General features: G+C 39.5%; 22 protein-coding genes. 18 read left to right on the top strand and 4 right to left on the bottom strand.

The features are described 5' to 3' along the window. The first annotated feature begins 406 nt into the window (after positions 1–406). The 6 genes from ACTJKN_RS25055 to ACTJKN_RS25030 all read left to right on the top strand — a co-directional run bounded on the left by ACTJKN_RS25055 (position 407) and on the right by ACTJKN_RS25030 (position 4127). The gene (locus ACTJKN_RS25055) at positions 407–985 is read left to right on the top strand and encodes a Crp/Fnr family transcriptional regulator (protein WP_440828379.1); all 579 of its coding nucleotides are present in this window, start codon (positions 407–409) and stop codon (positions 983–985) included. A 93-nt stretch (positions 986–1078) separates the two neighbouring features. Further along, the gene (locus ACTJKN_RS25050; protein ID WP_440828378.1) at positions 1079–1615 is read left to right on the top strand and encodes a YceI family protein; all 537 of its coding nucleotides are present in this window, start codon (positions 1079–1081) and stop codon (positions 1613–1615) included. A gap of 10 nt (positions 1616–1625) precedes the next feature. After that, the gene (locus ACTJKN_RS25045) at positions 1626–1844 is read left to right on the top strand and encodes a tautomerase family protein (protein WP_131531439.1); all 219 of its coding nucleotides are present in this window, start codon (positions 1626–1628) and stop codon (positions 1842–1844) included. A gap of 18 nt (positions 1845–1862) precedes the next feature. After that, on the top strand, positions 1863–2609 hold the full coding sequence (locus ACTJKN_RS25040; protein WP_440828377.1) for an SDR family NAD(P)-dependent oxidoreductase: 747 nt from the start codon (positions 1863–1865) through the stop codon (positions 2607–2609). 77 nt (positions 2610–2686) lie between these two features. Then, complete coding sequence (locus ACTJKN_RS25035) at positions 2687–3067, top strand: nuclear transport factor 2 family protein (protein ID WP_440828376.1); 381 nt, start codon at positions 2687–2689, stop codon at positions 3065–3067. A gap of 1 nt (position 3068) precedes the next feature. Beyond that, complete coding sequence (locus ACTJKN_RS25030) at positions 3069–4127, top strand: NAD(P)H-dependent flavin oxidoreductase (protein WP_440828375.1); 1059 nt, start codon at positions 3069–3071, stop codon at positions 4125–4127. A gap of 427 nt (positions 4128–4554) precedes the next feature. Here the strand turns inward: ACTJKN_RS25030 and ACTJKN_RS25025 are convergent, their stop codons facing one another. The 3 genes from ACTJKN_RS25025 to ACTJKN_RS25015 all read right to left on the bottom strand — a co-directional run bounded on the left by ACTJKN_RS25025 (position 4555) and on the right by ACTJKN_RS25015 (position 6265). Next, a complete protein-coding gene (locus tag ACTJKN_RS25025) occupies positions 4555–5133 on the bottom strand; it encodes a YdeI/OmpD-associated family protein (protein WP_440828374.1) in 579 nt (192 codons plus the stop codon). 172 nt (positions 5134–5305) lie between these two features. Further along, a complete protein-coding gene (locus tag ACTJKN_RS25020; RefSeq protein ID WP_440828373.1) occupies positions 5306–5860 on the bottom strand; it encodes a dihydrofolate reductase family protein in 555 nt (184 codons plus the stop codon). A gap of 9 nt (positions 5861–5869) precedes the next feature. Then, positions 5870–6265: a GNAT family N-acetyltransferase gene (locus ACTJKN_RS25015; RefSeq protein ID WP_440828372.1), complete on the bottom strand. Its 396-nt coding sequence runs from the start codon at positions 6263–6265 to the stop codon at positions 5870–5872. Positions 6266–6326: 61 nt separating this feature from the next. Here ACTJKN_RS25015 and ACTJKN_RS25010 point away from each other — a divergent pair, with 61 nt between their 5' ends. The 4 genes from ACTJKN_RS25010 (at position 6327) to ACTJKN_RS24995 (ending at position 13445) form a co-directional block, all read left to right on the top strand. Then, a complete protein-coding gene (locus ACTJKN_RS25010; protein ID WP_440828371.1) occupies positions 6327–8042 on the top strand; it encodes a tetratricopeptide repeat protein in 1716 nt (571 codons plus the stop codon). A 262-nt stretch (positions 8043–8304) separates the two neighbouring features. Then, positions 8305–11082, top strand: a complete 2778-nt coding sequence (locus tag ACTJKN_RS25005; RefSeq protein WP_440828370.1) for a TonB-dependent receptor domain-containing protein — start codon at positions 8305–8307, stop codon at positions 11080–11082. A 22-nt stretch (positions 11083–11104) separates the two neighbouring features. Further along, positions 11105–12364, top strand: coding sequence for a right-handed parallel beta-helix repeat-containing protein (locus ACTJKN_RS25000; protein WP_440828369.1), 1260 nt, complete (start codon positions 11105–11107; stop codon positions 12362–12364). 1 nt (position 12365) lies between these two features. Then, entirely contained in the window at positions 12366–13445 is a 1080-nt protein-coding gene (locus ACTJKN_RS24995) for a phytase (protein ID WP_440828368.1), read from the top strand. Between the two features lie 447 nt (positions 13446–13892). Here the strand turns inward: ACTJKN_RS24995 and ACTJKN_RS24990 are convergent, their stop codons facing one another. Next, the gene (locus tag ACTJKN_RS24990) at positions 13893–14789 is read right to left on the bottom strand and encodes a helix-turn-helix domain-containing protein (protein WP_440828367.1); all 897 of its coding nucleotides are present in this window, start codon (positions 14787–14789) and stop codon (positions 13893–13895) included. Positions 14790–15327: 538 nt separating this feature from the next. Between ACTJKN_RS24990 and spt the strand changes: the two genes are divergently transcribed. The 8 genes from spt to ACTJKN_RS24950 are packed head-to-tail and all read left to right on the top strand — an operon-like array spanning position 15328 to position 24660. Then, complete coding sequence (gene spt / locus ACTJKN_RS24985; protein WP_440828366.1) at positions 15328–16533, top strand: serine palmitoyltransferase; 1206 nt, start codon at positions 15328–15330, stop codon at positions 16531–16533. Further along, positions 16530–17651, top strand: a complete 1122-nt coding sequence (locus ACTJKN_RS24980) for a hypothetical protein (protein WP_440828365.1) — start codon at positions 16530–16532, stop codon at positions 17649–17651. The genes spt and ACTJKN_RS24980 overlap by 4 nt, the downstream gene beginning before the upstream one ends. Beyond that, positions 17648–18637 carry an NAD-dependent epimerase/dehydratase family protein gene (locus ACTJKN_RS24975; protein ID WP_440828364.1) on the top strand — a complete coding sequence of 330 codons (990 nt, stop codon included), beginning with the start codon at positions 17648–17650 and terminating at the stop codon, positions 18635–18637. The genes ACTJKN_RS24980 and ACTJKN_RS24975 overlap by 4 nt, the downstream gene beginning before the upstream one ends. An 18-nt stretch (positions 18638–18655) precedes the next feature. After that, positions 18656–19981 (top strand): inositol-3-phosphate synthase, encoded by a 1326-nt coding sequence (locus ACTJKN_RS24970; protein ID WP_057933740.1) that lies wholly within the window; start codon positions 18656–18658, stop codon positions 19979–19981. Further along, a complete protein-coding gene (locus tag ACTJKN_RS24965) occupies positions 19981–20436 on the top strand; it encodes a phosphatidylglycerophosphatase A family protein (RefSeq protein WP_440828363.1) in 456 nt (151 codons plus the stop codon). The genes ACTJKN_RS24970 and ACTJKN_RS24965 overlap by 1 nt, the downstream gene beginning before the upstream one ends. A 2-nt stretch (positions 20437–20438) precedes the next feature. Beyond that, on the top strand, positions 20439–20816 hold the full coding sequence (locus ACTJKN_RS24960; RefSeq protein WP_230144964.1) for a GtrA family protein: 378 nt from the start codon (positions 20439–20441) through the stop codon (positions 20814–20816). After that, positions 20817–23360, top strand: a complete 2544-nt coding sequence (locus ACTJKN_RS24955; protein WP_440828362.1) for a DUF5686 family protein — start codon at positions 20817–20819, stop codon at positions 23358–23360. 10 nt (positions 23361–23370) lie between these two features. Then, a complete protein-coding gene (locus ACTJKN_RS24950; protein ID WP_440828361.1) occupies positions 23371–24660 on the top strand; it encodes a DUF4833 domain-containing protein in 1290 nt (429 codons plus the stop codon). Positions 24661–24801 lie beyond the last annotated feature (141 nt).

The raw sequence follows: 24801 nt of genomic DNA, 5'->3' as shown, positions 1-24801 counted from the left end.
CCATCAGGAACAAAATAGTGCTTAGAGTAGCAGCCGTCATTAAAAGTAAAACTAATTATAAAAACAACTATAAAATAGCAGCATAAAACTTGGATTAGTCATAACAATCATTGCGAGGAGGAACGACGAAGCAATCTTTCCTGCTAGTGATCCTGCTATAAAGATTGCTTCGTCGGCTGAAAAAGCCTTCTCGCAATGACGATACCCCGAGGTTATTCATTCTCTTAAAATCATGTCAATCATATTGATTTTTATGAAATAAATAATCACTCAAGATAATATCTCGATTGGGAATCAGCATATATATTAATCGTTTAATCGACTCCAGACTCCCGACTCTAGACTTCGGACTTCGAACTCTCCAACTTCCGACTAACCCCAATAATTCTTACCTTTATTTCAAGCTATGGATCCTAAAGAAACACTAAAAGCGCATATTTTAAAAACCGCTACTTTAACCGACAAAGAGTTCGATTATTTATTTTCCCATTTCAAGCTACAGTCTTTTAAAAAGGGGCAGGCCATCATTAGCGAGGGAGATAAGGTAGATCATGAATATTTTGTGATCTCGGGCTGTTTAAAAGCTTTTTTTATCAACGATGAAATCAAGATGTATATCCTACAGTTTGCTATGCCTACATGGTGGACTTCAGATTATGGCGCCCTATACAACCACACCCGTGCAACCATAAGCGTAGATTGCATTAGTGATGCAGAAGTGTTATGTCTTTCTAACGATGACCGCGAAAAAATCTGCAGCGAAATCCATCAGGCTGAACATTTTTTCCGTTGGAGAACAAACAGGGGCTATCTGGCTTCGCAGAAAAGGCTGTTATCTTTTATGAATAACGATACCAAAGCCCGCTACGAAGAACTTTTGGCCATGTACCCGCAATTGTATAATCTCGTGCCCAAACATTTAATTGCAGCTTATTTGGGTGTTTCCAGAGAAACCCTGAGCAGACTTTACAACGCACAGAAATAGCGTTTGCAGAATGTGATGTACATCACCTAAGCCCTGTAAAAATCCTCCTTTACTTTGTATTGTCAAATCACTAATGATTGATAAAACAAAGAAATGGAAACTACAAAATTTGAAATTGTAAGCGCTCAAAGCAGCATCAACTGGACTGGTAAAAAAGTTACCGGCGCACACAACGGAACCATCACGATTAAATCGGGTTCACTAAGTTTAAACGATGGTAAACTCAGCAATGGGAACTTTATTATAGATACCACCTCTATTGTAATTTTGGATGTTACCGACCCTGCAACCAATGCACAATTCGCCGGACATTTATTCTCTGAAGATTTTTTTGCAACCGATCAGTTCCCCGAGGCCACATTTGTTATTACAGATGTTGCTCAAACCAATGAAGATAATGCGGTAGTTACTGGCGATTTAACCATTAAAGGCATTACACATGCTGTAATTTTTGCGGCAGATGTTGTGGTTAATGGCAATGTGTTAACAGCTTCTGGTAAAATCTTTATCGACCGTACCAAGTACAACATGAAATTCAGATCAGGTAACTTTTTCACCAACCTTGGCGATAACCTGATTTACAATGAATTTGAGCTCGACGTAAAATTAACCGCATCATTAACTATTTAATCGAACAGCCATGCCATACGTAAAAATAGAAGTAACCCGCGAAGGCGTTACACGCGAACAAAAACAGACCTTAATTAGTGGAATAACCAAACTGATTACCGAAGTATTGGATAAAGATCCAAAGCTTACCCATGTAGTAATTCAAGAGATCGAATTGGATGATTGGGGTTATGCAGGCGAACAGGTATCGGTATTACGCGAAAAAGGGATAACAGCAAACAATAAATAACCAAGTATAATCAAAATTATGAAAACACTAACTGTAATTATAACAGGCGCATCAACAGGTATTGGTCGTGCCATTGCAGCTTTATTTTTAAAACAAGGTCACAATGTGGTGATCAACGCTGCAAATGAAAACAATTTAATCACTGCGTTCAACGAATTAGGCTCGCACCATCAATTGGCGATGGTAGCTGGCGATATCAGCAACACGAGCACAGGTAAATTATTGGTAGAAACTGCCATAGCACGTTTTGGTGCTGTAGATGTGCTGATAAATAATGCCGGTATTTTTGAACCAAAACCTTTTTTGGAGGTAGATGAAGCGCACCTGGACAAATTTTTGAACATCAATTTAAAAGGCACGTTTTTCACTACTCAGGCAGCCATCACGCAGATGTTGAAACAAGACGGTGGTGCGATTATTAACATCGGAACTGTATTGGTAGATCATGCCATTGGAGGTTTTCCTGCAACAGCACCCATTTCAAGTAAAGGTGGCATCCATGCTTTAACCAAACAATTGGCTGCAGAGTTCGGCAAAAACAACATCCGGGTAAATGGCATCGCACCTGGGATTATTAGAAGTCCGTTACAGGCCAAAAATGGTATTAGTGATGCAGATGCGTTTGCGGGTTTACATTTATTAAACCGTATTGGCGAAACAGAAGATGTTGCTCAACTCGCCCTATACCTGGCAGAAAGTAATTTTGTAACAGGCGAAATCATCAATTTAGACGGAGGCCATGTTGCGGGGCATCACATTGGCTAAGGATAGAAATTAAAACAAGAACCAGGTATGCAAGGGGAAATAATTAAGCCCGGGCATACCTTAAAAAAATTAAAACCATGAATAATTACACTGAAAACGCAAATGCAATAGCAGCGGTACTGTCATCTTATTTTAAGGGAGTTTTTAATGGAGATACCGCACTGCTCAGAAAAATATTTCACCCTCAGTCTATATTGGCTGGTGATGTAAATGGCATTCCATATTTTAAAACACTGGATGAGTATTTAGAAGGGGTAAGTAAGCGCAAAAGTCCGCAGGAGCTCAATGAAACATTCCGCATGGAAATATTGTCGATAGAAATTATCAATTCTATTGCAATTGCGAAAGTTCATCTGCCTATTTTTGACTTTAATTATTATGATCTTTTATCTTTAAGTAAAACTGATCAGGGTTGGGTGATTGTGAATAAATTATTGACCAATGTAAAAATTTACTAAGATGTGGAACAGAACTAAAATAACCGAACTTTTAAAAATCGAATACCCGATTTTATTAGGCCCCATGGGCGGTGGATTTTCAACCCCAGAGCTTTTAGCAGCCGTATCAAACGCTGGTGGTTTGGGCAGCATCGGCGCATATGCCTTAAGTCCTGAAGAAATTATCGAAACCGATAAAATTGTAAGAACAAAAACAGACAAACCTTACAACATCAACCTAATGGTAAATGATGTAGATGAGCGTTTGCTTAATTATCCATCAGAAAAAATAGAGGGGATTAAACTATTATTCAAGCCTTTTTTCGACGAATTGAGTATTCCCTTACCCGATTTTGATGCCAATATTCCTTCAAAATTTTTAAAACAGGTAGAAGCCATTTTCGAGTTGAAACCTGCCGTGTTTAGTTTTATATTCGGTATACCCTCAAAAGAAATATTAAACGAAGCACGAAAGCTGGGCATTAAAACAGTGGGTGCAGCAACCACATTGGATGAAGCTTTTGCACTCGAAGAAGCCCGGGTTGATGCCATTGTAGCAACAGGATTTGAAGCAGGCGGACATCGTCCTTCATTCCTTAAACCAGCAGATGAATCGCTAACAGGAACTTTTGCATTGATCCAACAGGTAAAAGCGAAAACAAAAACACCTATAATTGCTGCCGGTGGCATTGCCGATGCAAAAGGGATAAGGGCAGCATTAACGCTTGGCGCAGATGCAGTCCAGGTGGGTACCGCCTTTTTAGTAACCGACGAATCTAATGCGACGCCGATGCACAAGGCAAAACTTTTCTCCGAAGAATCAAAAAATACAGTACTTTCTAAATCATTAACAGGGAGAATGGGCCGGATGATTGCCAACCGGATATCCAATGCTATTCGTTATGAAACTGAGGTATTGCCCTTTCCATTGCAAACCCGGTTAATGGGGCCGTTAAGAGCCGCTGCCATTGAACAGGGCAAAACAGATATGTACAATTTTTGGTCGGGGCAAAACGCGGTAAACTTAAAATATACTTCTGCAAAAGAATTAATGGAGGCGTTGATTAGAGAGATGCATTAGTTCATTGGTCATTGGTTCATTTGTCAATAGTCTGTTTGCTTAATCGGTTAATTGAACGCTTATCTCTCTACTAAATTGGCCCTTCGATTGCACTATTAAATGACAGACTTCAATAGAATAGTCGTCATTGCGAGGAGGAACGACGAAGCAATCTTTCATATCAACGATCCTTGCAGTAAAGATTGCTTCGTCGGCTGAAAAAGCCTTCCCGCAATGACGATTCCACACACCTTAAATGCCATAAAAAACTCATATCACTTATTTTGATTTTTATGAAATAATTGTTCCTCACGGTGACATTTCGAATGATAAATCGACTTTAGATTAAAGGTTTCAGACACTGGACTTTCTACTGGTTATTGCAAATTGATAACAGACAACTGTAAACTGGCGATCGGACTTCGGACTAAAGACTCCGGACTAACCTCTACTTCACCCGCACATTTTCTCCAGCTAACCTAATCGTTTCGCTAATTCTTGTTGCTCTTGTTTCTGTTCTTTTAGCTTCTGATATCCATTTTAGTATGGCTTTTTTGGAAGAACGGGGAAATTTATCCCAATTTGCTTGTGCTGGTTTGTTGAGTTCAAATTCTTTTTTTAAATCATCGGGCACAATCAGATTTTCCACATCGTTAAGGGCATCCCACATGCCATTGGCTTTAGCTATTTCGATTGATTGTAATCCTGCGTTGCTCATTAATCCTTGAGCTATCATATGTAAAGCCTTATTCTTGTTAATTGTGCTCCAATTGCTTTTAGGTTTTCTTTTGGAGAAAAATTGATAACGGCTTTCATCATCTCTTTTCATTGTTAAACTATCAATCCAGCCATAACAAAGGGCTTCATCAACTGCGTTGCTATGTGGTAAACTATTTGCTGATGCATCTTTTTTATAGATAATTAACCAAACAGACACTTCTTTTTCATGGTTTTCGGGGAGCCATAAGCGCCAATCGGCCTGGGTTTTGGCATAAAAAGCTTTAACGCCGTTTTTTATTTCTTCCATAGCAATGGTGGTTCATTAGTCATTCGTTCACTAGTCATTGGTACACTTCAATCTTTAGTTGGTTTTTTGTATAAATGGTTAATCGACTCCAAACGCTCAACCCCAAACTAACAATTGGTTCATTAGTCATTAGTTATTCGCTCATTCAAAATTCACTCATTCAATAACTGGTCTAATCGACTCTAACCACCTCATATATCAGCTGCACAACACCTGATGGTGCACTTTTTGTTTCTTTTAATGTCAACCAAACCCGACTGGTAATTTCGCTGAACAGCAATTTTCCTTCACCCAATATTACGGGATGTACAGCCAGCTGCAACTCATCAACCAGGCCGGCATTTAAAAAGGTAGCTATTAGCTTTGCACCACCATACAACCATATGTTTTTGCCGGGAAGCTTTTTTATTTCGTTAACCTTTTGTACAATATCCGACTGGATAAAAGTAGCACCTGTATTATCGCTGGTTTTGTTATGCGAAAAAACATATTTTTTCTTGCTGTTAATATTTTCGGAGATCGATTTCATCAGATCGTTTTCTTCTTCTCCAGGTTGGTAATTTCCCCATAAATCATAGCTGATGCGCCCATAAAAAATAGAATCTATGTCATCTAAAAAATCGTTAAAATTGGCATCGCCATCCATAATGCACCAATCAATTTCTCCATTAGGGCCTTCAATGTAGCCATCAAGCGTAACGGCAAGGTTTAGAATAATCTTTTTCATATTTCGAAATTATTTTATCCGTTCGATGCTAAAAGCGCGATCTTCTTTGTTAAAACCCACTTTAGGGTAATAATCAAAAGCAGTAGGTACAGATAAGAGAAGAAGCATACATTGATCACCGAGTTTTTCGCGTGTAATAGCAATCATTTTTTTGCCTATACCAGCGCTTTTAAATCCTGTAAATACGGCCAAATCTGCCAGGTAAGCACACCAAACCCAATCGGTAATGGTTCTGCAAATACCAACAAGTTTATCTTCTTGCCATGCGGTAACCAATAGGTCAGCATTTTTTAACATCAATGCTATTCTTTCTGGTTCAGTTGGCCTTTTAAGTCCGGCCTGAACAAATAGTTCAATTACTGCTTCTGGTGCAGGGATAACACCTATCTCATAGGTAATATTCATATCAATAGGTTTTACCACTAAATTACAAAATATCACTTAATGGGCTAATATAAAATCGGCTTTGAAATTAGATTTGGTATTTTATCACCATCAGTTAATTTTTCAACTTAACCTTAAGTTAACATATACGCTCTTTCTTTGTTCAGCATTGCCTGATATTGATGCTTTTAACATGATCAAACCCTTTGGTGCTCTTTTACTTTTTCTACTCTTCATTTCGAACGCGATTGCCCAGGAAGAAAAATTCGAATCGATAATTGCCCTGAATCAAAAAGATCCGACTGCAGCCCTGGCTCAATTAAAAAAAATATACGCCAAATCTATAGATGACAATGATGAACTTTTAGAGGGTAAATGTTTGCAGCAAATGGGCAAGGTTTGTTATACACAGGGGCATTTCAGTCAATCGTTAGAGTTCTTTTTAAAAGCTGATAAAATATTTAGCAATGCCAATCAATCGCTTTTATTGGCCGCTAACCTTAACGATGCGGGTGTGCTCTACTATTATATGAAGCAGAAAGACAAGGCCATGCACAGCTATAACAAAGCCATTGATATCTATAAAAGATCGAATAACTTAACCGGACAGGCAACCGTTTTGGGCAATATTGGGCAGTTATACGAAAAACGGCAACTTTACGACAGCGCATTTTACTATCAAAAACTCGCTTTAAAAATAAACGGGCAGGTTAATGATAAAAGTGGGGCGGCAAAGATACATGAAAACCTGGGCAGTATATATGAAGATCTGGAGCGTTACGATTCTGCTCACGTACATTTTAAACAGTCGTTAAATTTATATCAGGAAGATCATAATGACCTGGGGAGTATTGAGGTAATTAATAATTTGGGGGATATCCTCCGTAAAACAGGTCGGTATAAGGAAAGTGTTGTACAAACCGAAACTGCGTTGAAACTGGCCGAAAAGATGGGTAATATCTATCAGTTAAGCTCCTGCTGCAGAGATTTGGGCAAGGCATTCGAACTGTTGAACAATATGGACAGCGCCTACCACTATGTAAAACTTGGCTATAAATACACGATCGATCTGTATTCAGAAGACGGTGCCCGGCAGGTAGCTTTTTTGCAGGTGCTTTACGATATCAATAAAAAATCGGATGAGATAAATAAACTGAAAAACGATCGGAAGGTGAATAGGATCATTGCTTTTTCTGCCACAATTGTAGTGATATTATTGGTTATTTTGGGTTTTGTTATTTTTAGCAGGCAAAGGTTAAAATTAAGAGATCAACAGATGCTGGCGCGGCAGAAAGCGATAGAACATGATATGACCAGTCTGGCACTCAAAAATCTTCAACTCGAAGAGCAAAATCTGAAACAGTTGCTGGAGGTTAAAAGTAGGGAACTGTCTACCCATACCTTAAATCTGATTAAACACAACCAATTCCTTGAAAATCTTAGGAGTACCTTACAAGCGATGGTAAAAGAGGATAAACGTGATCAGAAAAAGCAGATGAACCAGATCCTCACGGAGATTAATCAAAGTTTTAATCACGAACGCAACTGGAAAGAATTTACAGTGGCTTTCGAACAGGTGCACCATCAGTTTCTTGAAAGCCTAAAAAAATATAGCAGTGAACTAACTTCAGCCGATATGCGCTTGATTGCACTGTTAAAAATGAACCTCGATTCGGGCGATATCGCAACCTTGCTTGGTATATCTACTGATAGCTTAAGGGTATCGAGATATAGGCTAAGAAAAAAGCTGAATCTGGCGCAAGGCGATAATTTGTCTGCATTTATCCAGGCGTTATAACCGTTACATCAGCTGTATTATTATTACCTGTTTTTTTGGTTTTTAAGGGCTTAACAATTTGTTAATGTAACGGTAATGAAAGCATAACGGCGTTTTGATGTGTATTTAAATCATTTATAATCAGTATGTTGAGTTTTTGTGTTGCCTTTTGATATATGCTTGTTGTAACGCTGTTGCCTTTATGTAACCTCAATAATTTCTTTGTGTAAAATGGTGTATACACCTTTGCCCCGTCGATAATAAAAAGACATGACCAAACGCAATGAATAAACGATTACAAATTCTGTTTTTACTTCTTTTTTGTGCAGGCACCGCTAATGCCACAAAACTGAAAGGCCACGTTTACGATAAGCAAACCGGAGAGGCCATTGTAGGTGCAACAGTGGTTTTAGAGAACCCAAGGCGCACAACCAATACCGGATTAGATGGTACTTTCGAATTTAAGGATGTAAAAGCAGGCGCTGCCAAAATCAGTGTAAGCTACATTACTTACAAAACCATTGAGAAAACCTTAGTGATACTCAAAGAGGATAACGATCACTTAAAGTTCTATATGGAGAGCGATTCGAAAAGCCTTGATGACATCACCATTAAGTCTAATGCCGTGAGTTCTACCGATCAGGGAGCAAGGCGCCTGGAAAAAAATGCGCCACAGCTGATGAATATCGTATCAGGAAGGTCGATTGAGATTTCACCGGATTTAACAGTGGCCAACGTGATGCAGCGTATTTCGGGCGTATCTATAGAGCGCAATAGTAATGGCGATGGGCAATACGCCATATTAAGGGGGATGGATAAACGCTACAACTATACTTTGGTAAATGGCGTGAAAATTCCAAGTCCGGATAATAAATACCGTTATGTTCCGCTTGATCTTTTTCCTTCTGATTTACTCGACCGTTTAGAGGTGTACAAAACACTTACACCAAATTTAGAGGGCGATGCCGTTGGCGGTGCCATTAATATGGTGATGAAAAATGCTCCAGGCTTATTGCAGGTAAATGCCAATGTTTCTACAGGTTATAGCCAATTGTTTTTCGACCGCAAGTTTGCCAGTTACGATGCTTCAGGTATTAATTATAAATCGCCTTACGAAATAAACGGGAAAAACTATAATGCCACACAAAACGATTTTAGTAAGGGAACACTCGATTATAAGTATAAAAATCCCGCACCTAATTTAATTGGAAGTTTATCCTTAAGTAAACGATTTTTAGATAATAAGTTAGGGGTGGTGCTGGCAGGAAGTTATCAGAATACTTTCCGTGGCAGCAATAGTACTTTCTATAATAATTCGGTTGTAGGTACAGATGCTTATGCCAAAATTACCAGCAAAAGTTACCGCGAGTTTTCTGAACAGCAACAACGCACAGGCTTACATGGAAAAATTGATTATGTTTTTAATAAAGATCACCAAATCAGTTTATACAATGTATATGTTAACCTTAAAAATCAGCAGATAAGAGATGCGGTAACCACTACCTATAATGGGGTTTATAATCCAACAGCTGGGAATGCTGAATTGGTTTACGATACCCGTAGCCGTTTAACTGAGCAGCAGATTTACAATACTACGCTTCATGGCGACCATAAATTTTTTGATGATAAATTTAAGGTGCAATGGTCGGCTGTTTATTCTTCGGCGAAAAATGATGTACCCGAAAATACCAGTATCAGCCTGAATGGGTTGGAGCAGAATTTTCAACGCAAACGCACCAGTTTAGTCAATACCAATCCGGTTACGCGCAGATGGGAACGCAATACCGACGAGGACTTAGCTGGCTACCTGGATCTGACTTACCATGTTTTATCAGGAACCCATAAACTGGATCTTATGGCAGGAGGGTTATACCGCGATAAAAAAAGGAGCAGCTTCTTTAATAATTATAATCTGGCTCAGGGAGCAGATCATGCAAATGATATTTATGGTGTGAATTTCCAAAATTATACCGACCTGAATCTGGTAGTCAGCAATCCAACAGGCGCGGTGGCCAATTCCCTTACCTACGATGCAACTGAGCAAACCACTTCCGGTTATGGAATGTTTAAATATACTTCAGCTAAGTTAGAAGTAATCGGTGGTGCCAGAGTAGAACATACCAATCAGGGCTATAACCTTCTTTTTCCGGCAGGTGAATCTTTTCCAAAAGGAAATCAGATTTATACCGACGTACTACCGAGTTTAACTGCAAAATATTTTTTAACAGAAAAAGCGCAGTTGCATGCTTCTTACTACAAAGCACTTAACCGTCCGGGTTTTTACGAAATTGTACCCGGAAAAGTTGTAAACGAAGAATTTCAGGAACGTGGTAACCCTAACCTGCAACGTGCACTGGCTGATAATTTTGATTTAAGGTACGAACTTTTTCCTGGCGCTTCAGAGCAATTATTGGTTGGTGCATTCTACAAAAGGATAAAAAATCCAATTGAATATACTTTTCAGGCCGATGCTGTTCGTGGTCAGGATATTTATTATAGTCCAGGAAACTTTGGTACGGCCAATAACTACGGAGCAGAAGTAGATTACATTAAATATTTCAGTAAAGTAGGTGTTAAGGCCAATTATACCTACACCCATTCGCGCATTAACACCACTAAAACCACCAGGGTTATTAATGGCACTACCGGAGATACCGAGCCTGCCAATGTAAACCAGGAACGTCCGCTTTATGGTCAGTCTGCACATATTGCCAACCTGTCCATATTGTTTAAAGACACAAAAAAAGGCTGGGATGCTCAGGTTGCAGGTGCCTATACGGGACCGCGCATCAACACCGTTTCGCAATTCTTAAATAACGATTTGTGGCAGGAAGGATTTGTTCAGGTGGATGCCTCTGCAGAGAAACGTTTTAAAGGTGGCATCAGTGTTTTTGTAAAAGCCAATAACATCTTAAATACACCAACAAAACTATTTATAAAAGGTACAAACCCGGCAAATAACGATATCAAAGAAGATTTAGTTAAAAATGGAAACACCTTGATCAGAAGTGATTATTACGGCCAAAACTACCTAGTTGGCTTCAGATATAAGTTTAATTAATAGAATTTAAAGATACAAAGACATGAAATCAAATCAGATTTTTAAATTATTAATCCTTGTTGTGCTGGCCATAGCAGGATGTGAAAAAGCCAATATCGATGTTGATACCACTGCTGTTGATGGATCGGCAATTGGCGAGGTTTCCGGGGTTTGGGCAAAAGGCAGTACGCAGGTTATTAAAGGCGACATTGTAATTCCGGAAGGGAAAACACTAACGATTGAAGAGGGGGTAACGGTGCTGATGGATACAGTTGCGAAACCAGAAATTATTATAAAAGGTAATCTGTACGCACTTGGAACTGCAGAAAATCCGATCAGGTTTACGGTAAATGAGTTTTATAAAACCCCATCAAAAAAATTCGGAAAGCTTTGGGGAGGTATTTTGGCCGGCCAAACATGTGAGGAACTGGTGCTTGATCATGTAATTCTTGAATACGCAGGATCAACTACTTCAGATGCTTCAACATCGGTTAAAATGGGACTTTATAAAGCAAAAGCCGGAGAAAACTTACCCGCGCTCTGGTTTGCCAATGCTAATGGCAAATTAGTGGTTCAAAATAGCATCTTCAGAAACCTCCAGGAAGATTGTACTTACATTGATGGTGGAAAGATTATTTTTGCCAATAATGTGTTTTATACCACTGGCGTAACAGGAGGAGAAGCCATGAACTTTAAATCGGGCTGTTTGGCAGATGTGGCCTATAACCTGGTTTATAGCACGAATACCAATGCCTTAAAATTATCTAACACTGGAGATAAAACACCACAAGCCTATATTATTGCCTATAACAATACCATGGTGAATACGGGTTGGAGAAGACCAACGGCCAAAGGCGGATCGATCTGGCTGGAGAGCACAGTACGTGCCGATCTGTATAATAATCTTTTCGCCAATGTCCGTTTTGGGGTGAAAAGAGATCCTAAAAAGCCTGAAGATAACCGTTCTGCTTACAGCAATAACTGGTATTATGGTTTCGATCAGGCGACTGTAAATCAGTTTCAGCCAACTGGCGATATTGTAGGCGGTAAAAACGATGTGATCAGCAATGTTGCCGGGGCTAATGATCCTAAATTTGTGAACTATCCTCTAAACACAGCGGTTACCAATGCCGATTTTAATACCGCATGGGATTTTCACCTGCAAGGTAACTCACCGGCTTTGGGTAAAGGCATCACCAACTTTACCCGCCATCACCAGGCCGGAATTACAATGAAAAATGGTATCACCTATAGCTCACCTTCACCATCAACATTTGTTGGTGCCTACGGAACTAAAATATAAAATGAAACATAATAATATATTAAAACTTGCCGCGTTTGCGGTTTTAAGCCTGACCATTTCTTGTAATGGAGGCTCGCAAAACGGAAGTAGTACAGTGGTAAAACCTTTATATGTATCTGATCCTGTCGATTTTGATACCGATGATCCTGCGATCTGGGTAAACCCGAACGATCCGGCGCAGTCTTTGGTAATCGGTACCGATAAAGATAGCAGTGGTGGCTTATATGTTTTCGATTTGAAAGGTAAAATCATCAAGTCGAAGACAGTAAAAGGCCTAAAGCGCCCAAACAATGTTGATATTGCTTATGGTTTGTTACTGGCTGGAAAAAAAAGAGATATTGCAGTAACCACAGAACGTTACACGCATAAACTGCGGATATTTTCTCTTCCTGATATGAAAGCCATTGATAATGGCGGAATTCCTGTTTTTGTTGGCGAAACAGAAGCAGAGTACCGCGATTTGATGGGGATTTCGATGTATACCGACCCAAGCGGAAAAATTTATGCCATTGTTGGTCGTAAAACGGGGCCTAAAAACGGAGGTTATCTTTGGCAATACCTGTTAACCGATGATGGAAAAGGCAATGTTAAAGCAGATTTGGTTCGAAAATTTGGTCAGTATAGTGGTAAGAAGGAAATAGAGGCCATTGCCGTTGATAATGAGTTGGGCTATGTTTATTATTGCGATGAGCAGGTTGGCGTACGCAAGTATTATGCAGACCCGGCCAAAGGGAATGAAGAACTGGCACTGTTTGGACAGGGCGATTTTGCTGTCGACAATGAAGGGATTGCTATTTATAAAACTTCAGGGAATAAAGGGTATATCCTTGTGTCCGATCAGGGGGCTAAGCAGTTAAAAGTGTACGATCGGGTGGCTAAAACGAATACTGCTCATCCACACCCACTGTTAACCACCATTAAATATTCAGCCAATCAAACCGATGGCATTGATGTGGTTTCAGTCCCATTAAACGCCGATTTTAAACACGGTTTGTTGGTGGCTATGAGCGATGATAAAACCTTTCATTTTTATAGATGGGAAGATATAGCAGGTAAAAAATTGATTAGTGTACATCCATAACATTAACATTTGTTTTTTGGAAAGCAATTGCAGGAGCATTTAGGGCGGTTCAGTCCTGCTCCCGCTTCTGCCAATTTGAAGGAAATCGGCATCTCGCTTCGATCAGGTTTAGGAGGCAGAAATAGTGCTACTATTACGGGTATAATAAACCGCTACCCCACAGATGACAATGTCGTTAAGTTAAGAAGTTTTAACCACAGATGCACACAGATAAATACGGATTTCCATGTCTGTGTGCATCCTTGCTATCTGTGGTTAAATTATTTTGGTTTATGGCGAATACTTAACTTATTGACATAATAAAACCCTCCCCGTTGCAGGCGAGTGACCGGCAGCGTTATCCCCGGTTGCGGTCGTCACCATGACCTGTAGTGAAACGGAAAGCTACGAAGTAAACCGAGCTTTAAGCGAGCTCCCGAAGGCAATTAGCAGTCTGATGAGATTGATCTATACCGCAATATTATTCGATAATTTATACTCAGACGGCGTAATTCCGGTCTGTTTTTTGAAAAACTTGCCGAAAAAAGAAGAGTTGCTAAAGCGCAGTTCCATAGCTACCTCCGAGATATTCATAACATGGCTGGTTAACAGTAGTTTCGCCTCCCTGATCACCATTTCGTCAATAACTTCTCCAGCTGTTCTATCGGTTACCTGTTTAACAACCTGCGATAAATGCCTTGGCGTAATGCGTAAACAGTTGGCATAATAAATTACACGTTTTTCCTTCTTAAAGTTTTCTGATACCAATGATAAAAACCGATTGGTGAGTTCTGTCTTACTATCATGAGCAAGAGGTATTGGATTTTTCTGTTTATTCTTTAACAAAAAGAGGTCGTACAAAAGCTCCAGGAAGCTATTGTGCACAATATTTTTAATCTGTGGGGTATCTTTAGGTACATTCAGCTTTTTGTGCAGGGCAAGCATATCATAATAAATGAATGTATATTCTTCTTTTGATAATGAAAATTTATGAGTAGGATCGTTCTGGAACATTCTGTAAGCTTCTCCGCTATTAAAGAATATACCTTTGTTTTTTAAATAAGTTTTGTTAAAATGGATGCTGATGAAAGAAACATCACTGTTGTTCTTAATTTCATAAACGGCATGTGGAAAAATAAGTAGAATGTCTCTTTGATTTAATACATGATCTACAAAATTTATCCGAAGGTTCATCTTTCCCTTTGTGATCAGAATTAAGGCATAACTCGATACCCGGAAAGGTTCCGAACTGCAATAATGCGGATCACTACTATGGTGGATTTTTGCCATCAATCCATCATTTAAAGAAAGCGCATCCTCATGGTTTTTTTCTGAAAAAGTTTTATTGAGTAACTCTTGTTGCATAAAATCGTTCAGCGTTTATTAATAATTTCTTAACAGATTCCATCATCTTTTGCACTACAATTTTAGCCACCCTTTTATGGATAGTTTTTCGCCCTTTATCTGTCGGATTTTGCTATGGCAAATGTAATGTTCACAATGAGTTTTGCAAGAACATTTTTTTAAAATGACTAATTTCTGATTGATTTTTGTGTTTTTGATTAAGAATTTTACGTATTTTAACCTGTTTAATTACAGGTATTTATCTTGTTTTTAGTGGTTTTGTACCTGTTTTTAATCTTTTTACTATTTTATAATAAAAGTCAGAATGTCAATTGGTCAATTCATCTGAATGTCACATTTCATCGATCCAACTTTTTGACCAATATATCCCACATTTGAACCTTTTTTTGGGTTCAATTCCGCGTTAAAATTGTGTTATCAAATCGTTTGGTTAATGCGGTCTTAATCTACCTAGTGATTTTGATCTCTACATGTAGCATTCAGGTACAGGCCAAATTTTCAGAACAGGGTTTTAAAAACTGAAGAATATAAGTTCAGCATGCGTAAAAAATTACAAGATAGAATTGCCTCTTTTAAGGATGCAGCGGTGATAAAAGAAAAGGGATTATATCCTTATTTCAGGTCGATAGAATCAGGCCAGGATACCGAGGTGGTTATCAATGGAAAAAAGGTACTCATGTTTGGTTCAAATTCCTATTTAGGGTTAACCAATCATCCTAAAATAAAAGAAGCCGCAAAAGCGGCCATTGAGAAATATGGGACTGGCTGTGCAGGATCGCGGTTTTTGAACGGTTCGCTCGATATTCACCTCGAATTGGAAAACCGTTTGGCCGAATATGTGGGCAAAGAAGCAGCAGTGCTTTTTAGTACTGGTTTTCAGGTCAACTTAGGGGTAATATCCTGTTTGTTAGATCGTAACGATTACCTGTTGTTGGATGAGTACGATCATGCCTCAATTATTGACGGAAGCCGTTTGGCATTTTCGCGCACCATTAAATATGCGCATAACGATATGCAGGACCTGCGCCGAAAACTAAGCAGGTTACCTGAAGATGCCGCTAAACTGATTGTTTCTGATGGCATTTTCAGCATGGAAGGCGATTTGGTTAATCTTCCTGAAATGGTAAATATTGCCAATGAATTTGGCGCCAATATTATGATGGATGATGCGCACAGTTTAGGGGTAATCGGTTTTAATGGATCGGGAACGGCATCACATTTTAACCTTACGGAGGATGTTGACCTGATTATGGGCACTTTTAGCAAATCGCTGGCCTCATTGGGTGGTTTTATCGCCGGCAATACCGAAACCATCGAATATATCAAGCACCGTGCCCGCTCACTGATGTTCAGTGCAAGTATGCCGCCTTCTGCCGTAGCAAGTGTAATTGCTGCATTGGATATCATCGAATCTGAACCTGAAAGGATTGATAAACTCTGGGCCAATACAGAATATGCGAAAAAACTTTTGCTCGAAGCCGGTTTCGACATCGGGCACAGCAATAGTCCGATTATTCCCATTTATATTCGAGATAATACCAAAACCTTTATGATTACGAATATCCTTCAACAAAATGGGGTATTTGTAAACCCGGTAGTTTCACCAGCAGTGCCTTCAGATTCTTCTTTGATCAGGTTTTCTTTAATGGCTACACATACTTTCGATCAGATCGAATCAGCCATAACAAAACTAAGCGCTGCTTTTAAAGCTGTTAACGTAGAATTAGTAGGAAGCCAATCATGAGAGAACTGGTAAGGGTTTCTGGTAAAAAAGCATTAAAGGCCTTTGTAGATTTTCCGCATCAATTGTATGCGGCCGATGTAAACTATGTTCCTGAACTTTTTATTGCCCAACGCGATTTACTTACTCCCGGCAAACATCCTTTTTACGAACATTCGGAAATACAGCTTTTTTTGCTGTACGACGAAGGTAAAGTAGTTGGGCGCATTGCGGCAATTAACAATAAAAATCACAATAAGGTCTATGGCGGACATGATGGTTTCTTCGGTTTTTTCGATTGTATAAATGATGCGGAAGTTGCCTCGCAACTTTTAAATGCAGCACAGGATTGGCTATCGGAAAGAGGGCTGACAAAAGTTTTAGGACCAGTAAATTTTTCAACCAACGAAGTATGCGGATTACTGATTGAAGGTTTCGATGGGCCACCTGTAGCCATGATGCCATATAATGCGCCATATTATCTGTCGCTTTTAGAGCAAACCGGCTTTCAGAAAAATGTTGATTTAAGAGCCTACCGCTACACCGCGGGCAATTATAGTGAAAGATCTGTTAAACTACTGGATAGGATAGAAGAACGGCTCCTCCGTAACGATATCGTGCTGCGTAAAATCAACATGAAAAAATTCAAGGAGGAGTGTAACGCCGTGAGAGAGGTATACAACAAAGCATGGGATAAAAACCTTGGTTTTGTACCGATGACGGACAAAGAATTCGACTATACAGCAAATGACTTAAAACTGATCCTCGATCCGGAGTTTTGTATCCTGGCCGAGCAGCATGGCAAGATTGTGGGTTTTGCATTGGCCATTCCCGATATTAATCAGATCCTGATCAAAATTAAACGTGGTAGGTTGTTCCCAACAGGTTTAATCAAACTTTTGGCCAATAAAAAGAAAATTGATGGCATCCGTATTTTGTTGCTTGGTGTGGTAGATGGTTACCGTAAAATGGGGATTGAAGCTTGTCTTTATGGTCGTATCATTAAACATTTCAAGGCTAAAAACATGAAATATGCGGAGGCCAGCTGGACTCTGGATCATAACGATCTGATCAATAAACCTATTGAAGATATTGGTGGTAAACTATATCGTAAATACAGGATTTTAGAGAAAGCGATATGAAAAAGCGGGTGTTGATTACAGGAGCGACAGGATTTGTAGGGTATCACCTGATAAAATCTGCTTTGGCGAATGATCTCGAAGTGTATGCAAATGTACGTCAATCGGCTACTGCAGCACATCTTAAAGATTTTCCGATCAACTATGTTGACCTTGATCTTTCTTCCATATACCTGTTGAAGGAAAATATAGAGGAAAAAAGATACGATTACATCGTGCATGCAGCTGCGGTAACCAAAGCCAAAAAACTCGATGATTACAATCAGGTAAACGCCATTTATACCCGGAACCTGGCTTTGGCGGCTTCAAAATCGGCACATAACATAAAGAAATTTGTATTTATCAGCAGTTTGGCTGCGCTGGGACCTTTAAATCGAAAGAATGAAAAACTGACCGATATGGGGGTATCAAATCCGGTAACCAATTATGGAATCAGCAAAGCGCTTGCCGAGACATACTTGGCTCAGATTCCGAATCTGCCATTAATCATATTCAGACCAACGGCAGTTTATGGTCCACGGGAGAAAGACATTTTTATATTGATTAAAACCATTAAAGCAGGACTGGAGCTGTATATCGGCAAACAGGAACAGGAACTGAGCTTTGTGTATGCCACCGATTTGGCCAATATCATTATAAAAGCACTTGCATCTGATGTAGTTGGCAAAAGTTATAACATTTCTGATGGGGCAGTTTATAGCCGTTCTGCACTAGCTAGCCATGTGCGTAAAACCTTAAACAAAAAAACGTTGACCGTGAATGTGCCTGTGCAATTGATTAAAGGTCTTGCCTGGTCGATGGAACGTTTGTATGGCGTATTTAATAAGATTCCAGCCTTAAATGTGGATAAGATAAAAGAACTCACCGCCCTCAATTGGGGCTGCGATATTAAAAATATTCAGAACGACTTTGGTTTTGTGCCCCAATTCGGACTCGAACAAGGGCTTAATGAAACCATAAACTGGTACCGTAAAAACAATTGGTTATAAGATTTTAAATAAAATAGAATGAAACAACAAGTAAAAGCAGCTGAAGGCAAGCTGGGAATATTAATGCCAGGATTAGGCGCTGTAGCAACAACCATGATTGCCGGAGTTGCGGCAATTAAAAAAGGGATATCAAAACCTATCGGTTCGTTAACACAGATGGGTACTATACGTTTGGGCAAAAGAACAGAAAAGAGAGAACCAAAAATTAAAGATTTTGTGCCTCTGGCTGGTCTTGAAGACTTAGTTTTCGGTGGCTGGGATGTTTATGAAGATAATGTTTACGAAGCGGCAATGAATGCCCGCGTATTAGACGCTAACCTTTTACGCGATGTACGTGAGGAATTACAGGCCATTAAACCAATGCGTGCTGCTTTCGATAGAAATTATGTAAAAAACCTGGATGGTAAATATGTAAAAGATCTTGATAACCGTTACGAACTGGCTTTAGCCGTAATGGAAGATATTAAAAACTTCAAAGCAGAAAACAATTGCGACCGTATTGTACTGGTTTGGTGTGGTTCTACCGAAATTTATTTCGAACCATCAGAAGTTCATGAATCGCTGGCTGCATTTGAGCAGGGTTTAAGAGATAACGACTTGCGTATTGCGCCAAGTATGATCTATGCTTATGCCGCATTAAAATTAGGAATTCCTTTCGCTAATGGAGCACCAAACTTAACAGTTGATATTCCAGCCTTAATCGAACTGGCTAAAGAAACCGATACCCCAATTGCTGGTAAAGATTTTAAAACCGGTCAAACTTTAATGAAAACCATTTTGGCACCTGGTTTGGCAGCACGTTCGTTGGGTGTAAACGGTTGGTTTTCTGATAATATTTTAGGTAACCGCGATGGTTTGGTGTTAGATGATCCTGATAACTTTAAAACTAAAGAAGTATCTAAACTGGGTGTATTGGAAGATATCTTTAAACCAGAGGTTAACCCTGATTTGTATGGCGATATGTACCACAAAATCAGGATCAACTATTATCCGCCTCACGGTGATAACAAAGAAAGCTGGGATAATATCGATATTTTCGGTTGGTTGGGTTATAAAATGCAGATCAAAATCAATTTCCTTTGCCGCGATTCAATTTTAGCCGCACCTATTGTATTAGATCTTGCTTTGTTTATCGATCTGGCTAAACGTGCAAACCTTTCGGGCATTCAGGAATGGTTATCATTCTATCTGAAATCGCCACAAACGATTCCGGGTGTACCTGCAGAAAACGACATTTTTAAACAGTTAATGAAACTTCAGAACACCTTACGTTACATCATGGGCGAAGAATTGATCACCCATTTAGGTCAGGATTACGAAGAAGAATTGATAGAAACAGTATAGTGTTTATCCACAAATTTCTTTCAACGGCTCTGGGGATCGGGTATATCGGCAAGGGCGCAGGTACTTATGCTGCAATAGCAACCTGCCTATGCTGGCATCTTTTCCAGAGCCCTTTTACCAACCCTTATTTATGGCCAGTGCTCTTTACTATGCTCATCGTGATGTTGGGCGTAATGAGTGCCGATCGGGTGGAAGAGATTTGGGGGAAAGACCACGGTAGGGTGGTGATTGATGAAGTGGCCGGAATGTGCATCACCCTATTGTTTGTGCCTTTAAAATGGGAATACACCCTTATAGGACTTATTCTTTTTAGGTTTTTTGATATCCTCAAGCCGCTTTATATCCGAAAACTCGAAGAATTGCCAGGTGGCTGGGGTGTAATGGCTGATGATGTATTGGCCGGGATTTATGCAAATGTTATACTGCAACTGGTTGTTGTTTTAGCACTGTTTTAACCATGATGTTCACTTATCTAAAAGCACAGGCATCATCATTAGTGGCCTCGGCAACAGATTTTGGTGTGACCATTATTGCCGCAAATCTTTTTGGCTGGTGGTATCTGGCAGCAAGTATTACCGGTACGGTTACAGGTGGTGCTGTTAATTTTTATGTGAACCGGAAATGGGTTTTCGAAAGTGAATCTACAGCGATTAAATGGCAGATCTTGAAATACATTTTGGTATGGACAGGCAATCTCATTATTGTAACCGCGGGTGTGTTTGTGCTCACCCATTTTTTTAATCTTAATTATGTTCTCGCTAAAGTGCTTAGCTCAGTTTTAACCGGGGTAAGCTACAATTATATCATGCAAAAGCAGTTTATTTTTTCAAGTTAAATGAAACCGATCTATTCATTTTTTCTATTCGTGGTGCTCAGTTTTATTTTACAGGTAAATGCTTTTGCCCAAAGAACCGCAGTGTCGGGAACGGTGCGCGATGCCGTAACCAAAGAAACACTGCCGAATGTTTCCGTCTTTTTTAAAGACACTAAAATAGGGATACAGACCGATGTGAACGGAAAGTATACATTGGTTTCTCCCGATCCACAAAGCGAAATCACTTTTAACTATGTAGGTTATCGTGCAGTTTTTAAAAATGTTATGCCATCTGCAACGCAGGAACTCGATATTACATTGGTTCCTGATTCAAAAGCATTGGATGAAGTGGTCATTGTTGGTGGAAAAAAGGTGAGATACCGCAATAAAGATAATCCGGCGGTCGAATTGATCCGCCAGGTAATTGCCCATAAAGATGAAAACCGGATTAAGAGTTACAATACGGTGTCTTTTAGGCAGTATGAGAAGATGTTGTTTTCGTTGAGCAATGTTTCGGAAAAGTTTAAGAACAAAAAGATGTTCAGAAATTACCAGTTTTTATTTCAGGAACAGGATTCGACCTTAATTGGCGGAAAAAACCTCTTACCGGTGTATATTCAGGAGCAACTAGCCGATAGTTACCTTAGTAAAGATCCGGAAAGAAATAAAACTGTTGTTATTGCCGAGAAACAGGTAAACTTCGATAGCAGGTACATCGATAATAAAGGAATGAAAACCTATTTCGATAGGATGTATCAGGACATCGATATCTATAAAAACAATATCTCTGTAATCAGTAATGAGTTTTTAAGTCCGATTTCGGATGGGGCACCTGCTTTTTATAAGTTTTTTATTACCGATACGTTAAAAAATCAAAAGCCTGAGGTCATCGAGCTGTCTTTTACGCCACGCAATACAAACGATATGCTGTTCGAAGGAAAGATTTATGTAACGAACGATAGCCATTACGCCGTTACCGGAGCTTCATTTGGGGTAAATAAAAACATTAACCTCAATTTTGTACGTGCGTTAAAAGTTGATCTCGATTTTGAAGCCAACAACAAAGGTAAATACAGTTTGAGCAAAAGTAATCTGTTGGCCGATTTCGGTATTGGCAAAACCAAAGGCATAGGTTTTACCGGCGAGCGTACCGTTACCTATAAGAATTACCAGTTTGATACGGTTCTGCCCGATACTATTTTTCAAGGGAAAAGTACCGTTGTGCGGGCCGATGCAGCAAAAAAAGACGATAAATTCTGGGAGCAAAACAGGCTGGATACCATTTCGAAGAACCAGCTGAAGATTTATGGCAATATAGATACCCTGCAAAATCTGCCATCTTTTAAACGGACGATGAAAATCGTGACACTTTTATTTGCAGGGTATCAGAATCTCGGTCCTTACGAAATTGGCCCGGTAAATACATTTTATAGCTTTAACAATGTAGAAGGTTTAAGGCTGCGGGTAGGTGGCCGAACAACGCCTGAACTGAGTAAACGTTATTATTTCGAAAACTATCTGGCTTACGGTATTAAAGATGAGAAATGGAAGTTTTTCCTTTCCGGAACTTATTCGCTGAATAACAAATCGATCTACGAATTCCCTCAAAACTATGTTAGGGCCAGTTTTCAGCGCGACACTAAAATTCCCGGACAAGAACTCCAGTTTGTGCAGGAAGATAATTTCTTACTGTCGTTTAAACGTGGGGTAAACGATATGCTGTTGTACAACGATTTTTATCGTTTGGATTATGTTAAAGAGTTTGAAAACCACTTTTCTTATAATCTCGGCTTTAAAAAGTGGAGCCAAACGCCTGCCGGCGGACTAAATTACCTAAACGGCGCAAATCAGTCGGTTAATCGATTAAGTACCAGCGAAATTTCTTTGCAATTAAGGTATGCACCAAATGAAAAGTTTTATCAGGGCAAGATCTACCGTGTGCCCATTGCCGATCGTTATCCGGTATTTAATTTACGTTATACTGCAGGTTTAAAGGGCGTTTTCGGTGGCGAATACAATTACCATAACTTAATGGGCAGCATCGATAAACGTTTCTATTTATCGCAGTTAGGCTATAGCGATGTAACTTTCGAAGGTGGTTATATCGCCGGAAAAGTGCCGTTCCCTTTATTGGCCATACACCGGGCCAACCAAACTTATGCTTATCAGCTTAACTCTTATAACCTGATGAACTTCCTCGAGTTTGTGAGCGATCATTATGTAAGCATCAATATCGATCATAATTTTAATGGCTTCTTTTTTAATAAAGTACCATTGATCAAAAAATTAAAGTTGAGAGAAGTGGTATCATTCAAAGCCTTATATGGTGGATTGAGAAATGAAAATAACCCAAATTTCCAATCGGGATTGTACCAGTTTCCGGTTTACGAAAATGGCGCACAAAGAACTTATGCATTGGGTAACGAGCCGTACATGGAAGGCAGTGTTGGTGTAGGCAATATCTTTAAACTATTGAGGGTCGACGTGGTGAAAAGGTTCAACTACCTCAATAATCCAGAAGTTTCGGAATGGGGAATAAGGGCAAGGGTAAAATTTGATTTTTAAGAAAAAAGCTATGGAAAAAAATCTAAGGGACAGCCTGCAACAGGGCATATACAAGGTGATTAACCCTTTTGTAAAGGGACTGATAAAAATAGGTTTAACACCTAATGCGGTAACCACCATTGGCCTGATCCTGAATATCGGTGTGGCCGTAATTTTTGTGCTCGGTGCCGAAAAATCGAACCGAGGCGATATGTCATACATTGGTTGGGGAGGGGCACTGGTGCTTTTTGCAGGCCTGTTCGATATGCTCGACGGTCAGGTAGCGCGATTGGGAAACATGAGTTCGAAGTTTGGTGCTTTGTACGATTCGGTGCTCGATCGCTATAGCGAAATGATCATGTTTTTAGGGATCTGTTATTACCTGGTTGCACATCATTATTTTTTAAGTTCTTTGTTTGCGTTTATCGCATTGATCGGCTCGATGATGGTGAGTTATACGCGGGCACGGGCCGAAGGTTTGGGGGTAGAATGTAAGGGCGGTTTAATGCAAAGGCCCGAAAGGGTAGTAACCATTGGCGTTTTTGCCATAGCCTGTGGTATTGCAGGTCATTTTATTGGTGGCAATTACAAAGTTTACATACCAGGCATTTCATTCCATGTTTTTGAAGCGATGTCGATTTTTACCATGCCCATTACGCTAATGGCGGTATTGACCAATATTACGGCTATTAAACGTTTACAAGAGGCCAAAAAAGGACTCGAAGCGCAAGAATTTAATGAGCGAAAAGGAAATAACAAAGCTGCATTAATTGCGGGTTTGGTATTGATGGGAAGTTTAACCGGAATGTTTTCTTTTAACGCAAATGCGCAGGGGTCAGATCCTTCTCCAATTACTTTTCCAACGCCAAAAGATATCAATAATCAGCTATTTTATTTACAGCGCGATCCGAATACCAATACCATTATCTGCCAGTTAAATGTTGACAAACATGGCGAAGTAAATAAAGAACAGCCCGTAAATGTATTTTGGATGCGCTACGGAGATAAAGGCGAAAAGAAAGAGCTGAGTTATATCCAACGGAAATTTGCCTATGGCATTATCAGCAAAAATCTGGGTAACGGACAGTTCGAACTTCGGTTTACCTCGCATAAAAAACTGCCGATGTATTTAAATAAATCTGGTGCAGATAAAAAATACCATGTTTTTGCAACCATTAACAATAAAAAAATGCAGTTAGAACGGATATTCCTTCGGATTGAGGGCGGTACCTTTTGGTTTCCGAATGTAAAATATGTAGAAATAAAAGGGGTGGACGCTTCAGAACCTTCAAAGGTGTTAGTTGAAAGGATTAAGGTTTAGCGGAGGGCGTTAATTGTCATTCTGAGTGCAACGAAGAATCTTTTGATATGATATTGAGTTCAATGTATATAGATTAGAGATTCTTCACTGCGTTCAGAATGACAGCGATTTGTCAGTCTGAGCGGAGTCGAAGACCCCTAC

This window comes from Pedobacter sp. 22163 (genome assembly GCF_052045595.1).
Taxonomy (GTDB): Bacteria; Bacteroidota; Bacteroidia; order Sphingobacteriales; family Sphingobacteriaceae; genus Pedobacter.
The sequence above is the reverse complement of the archived record's forward strand: the minus strand, read 5'-3'. Positions and strand labels throughout refer to the sequence as shown.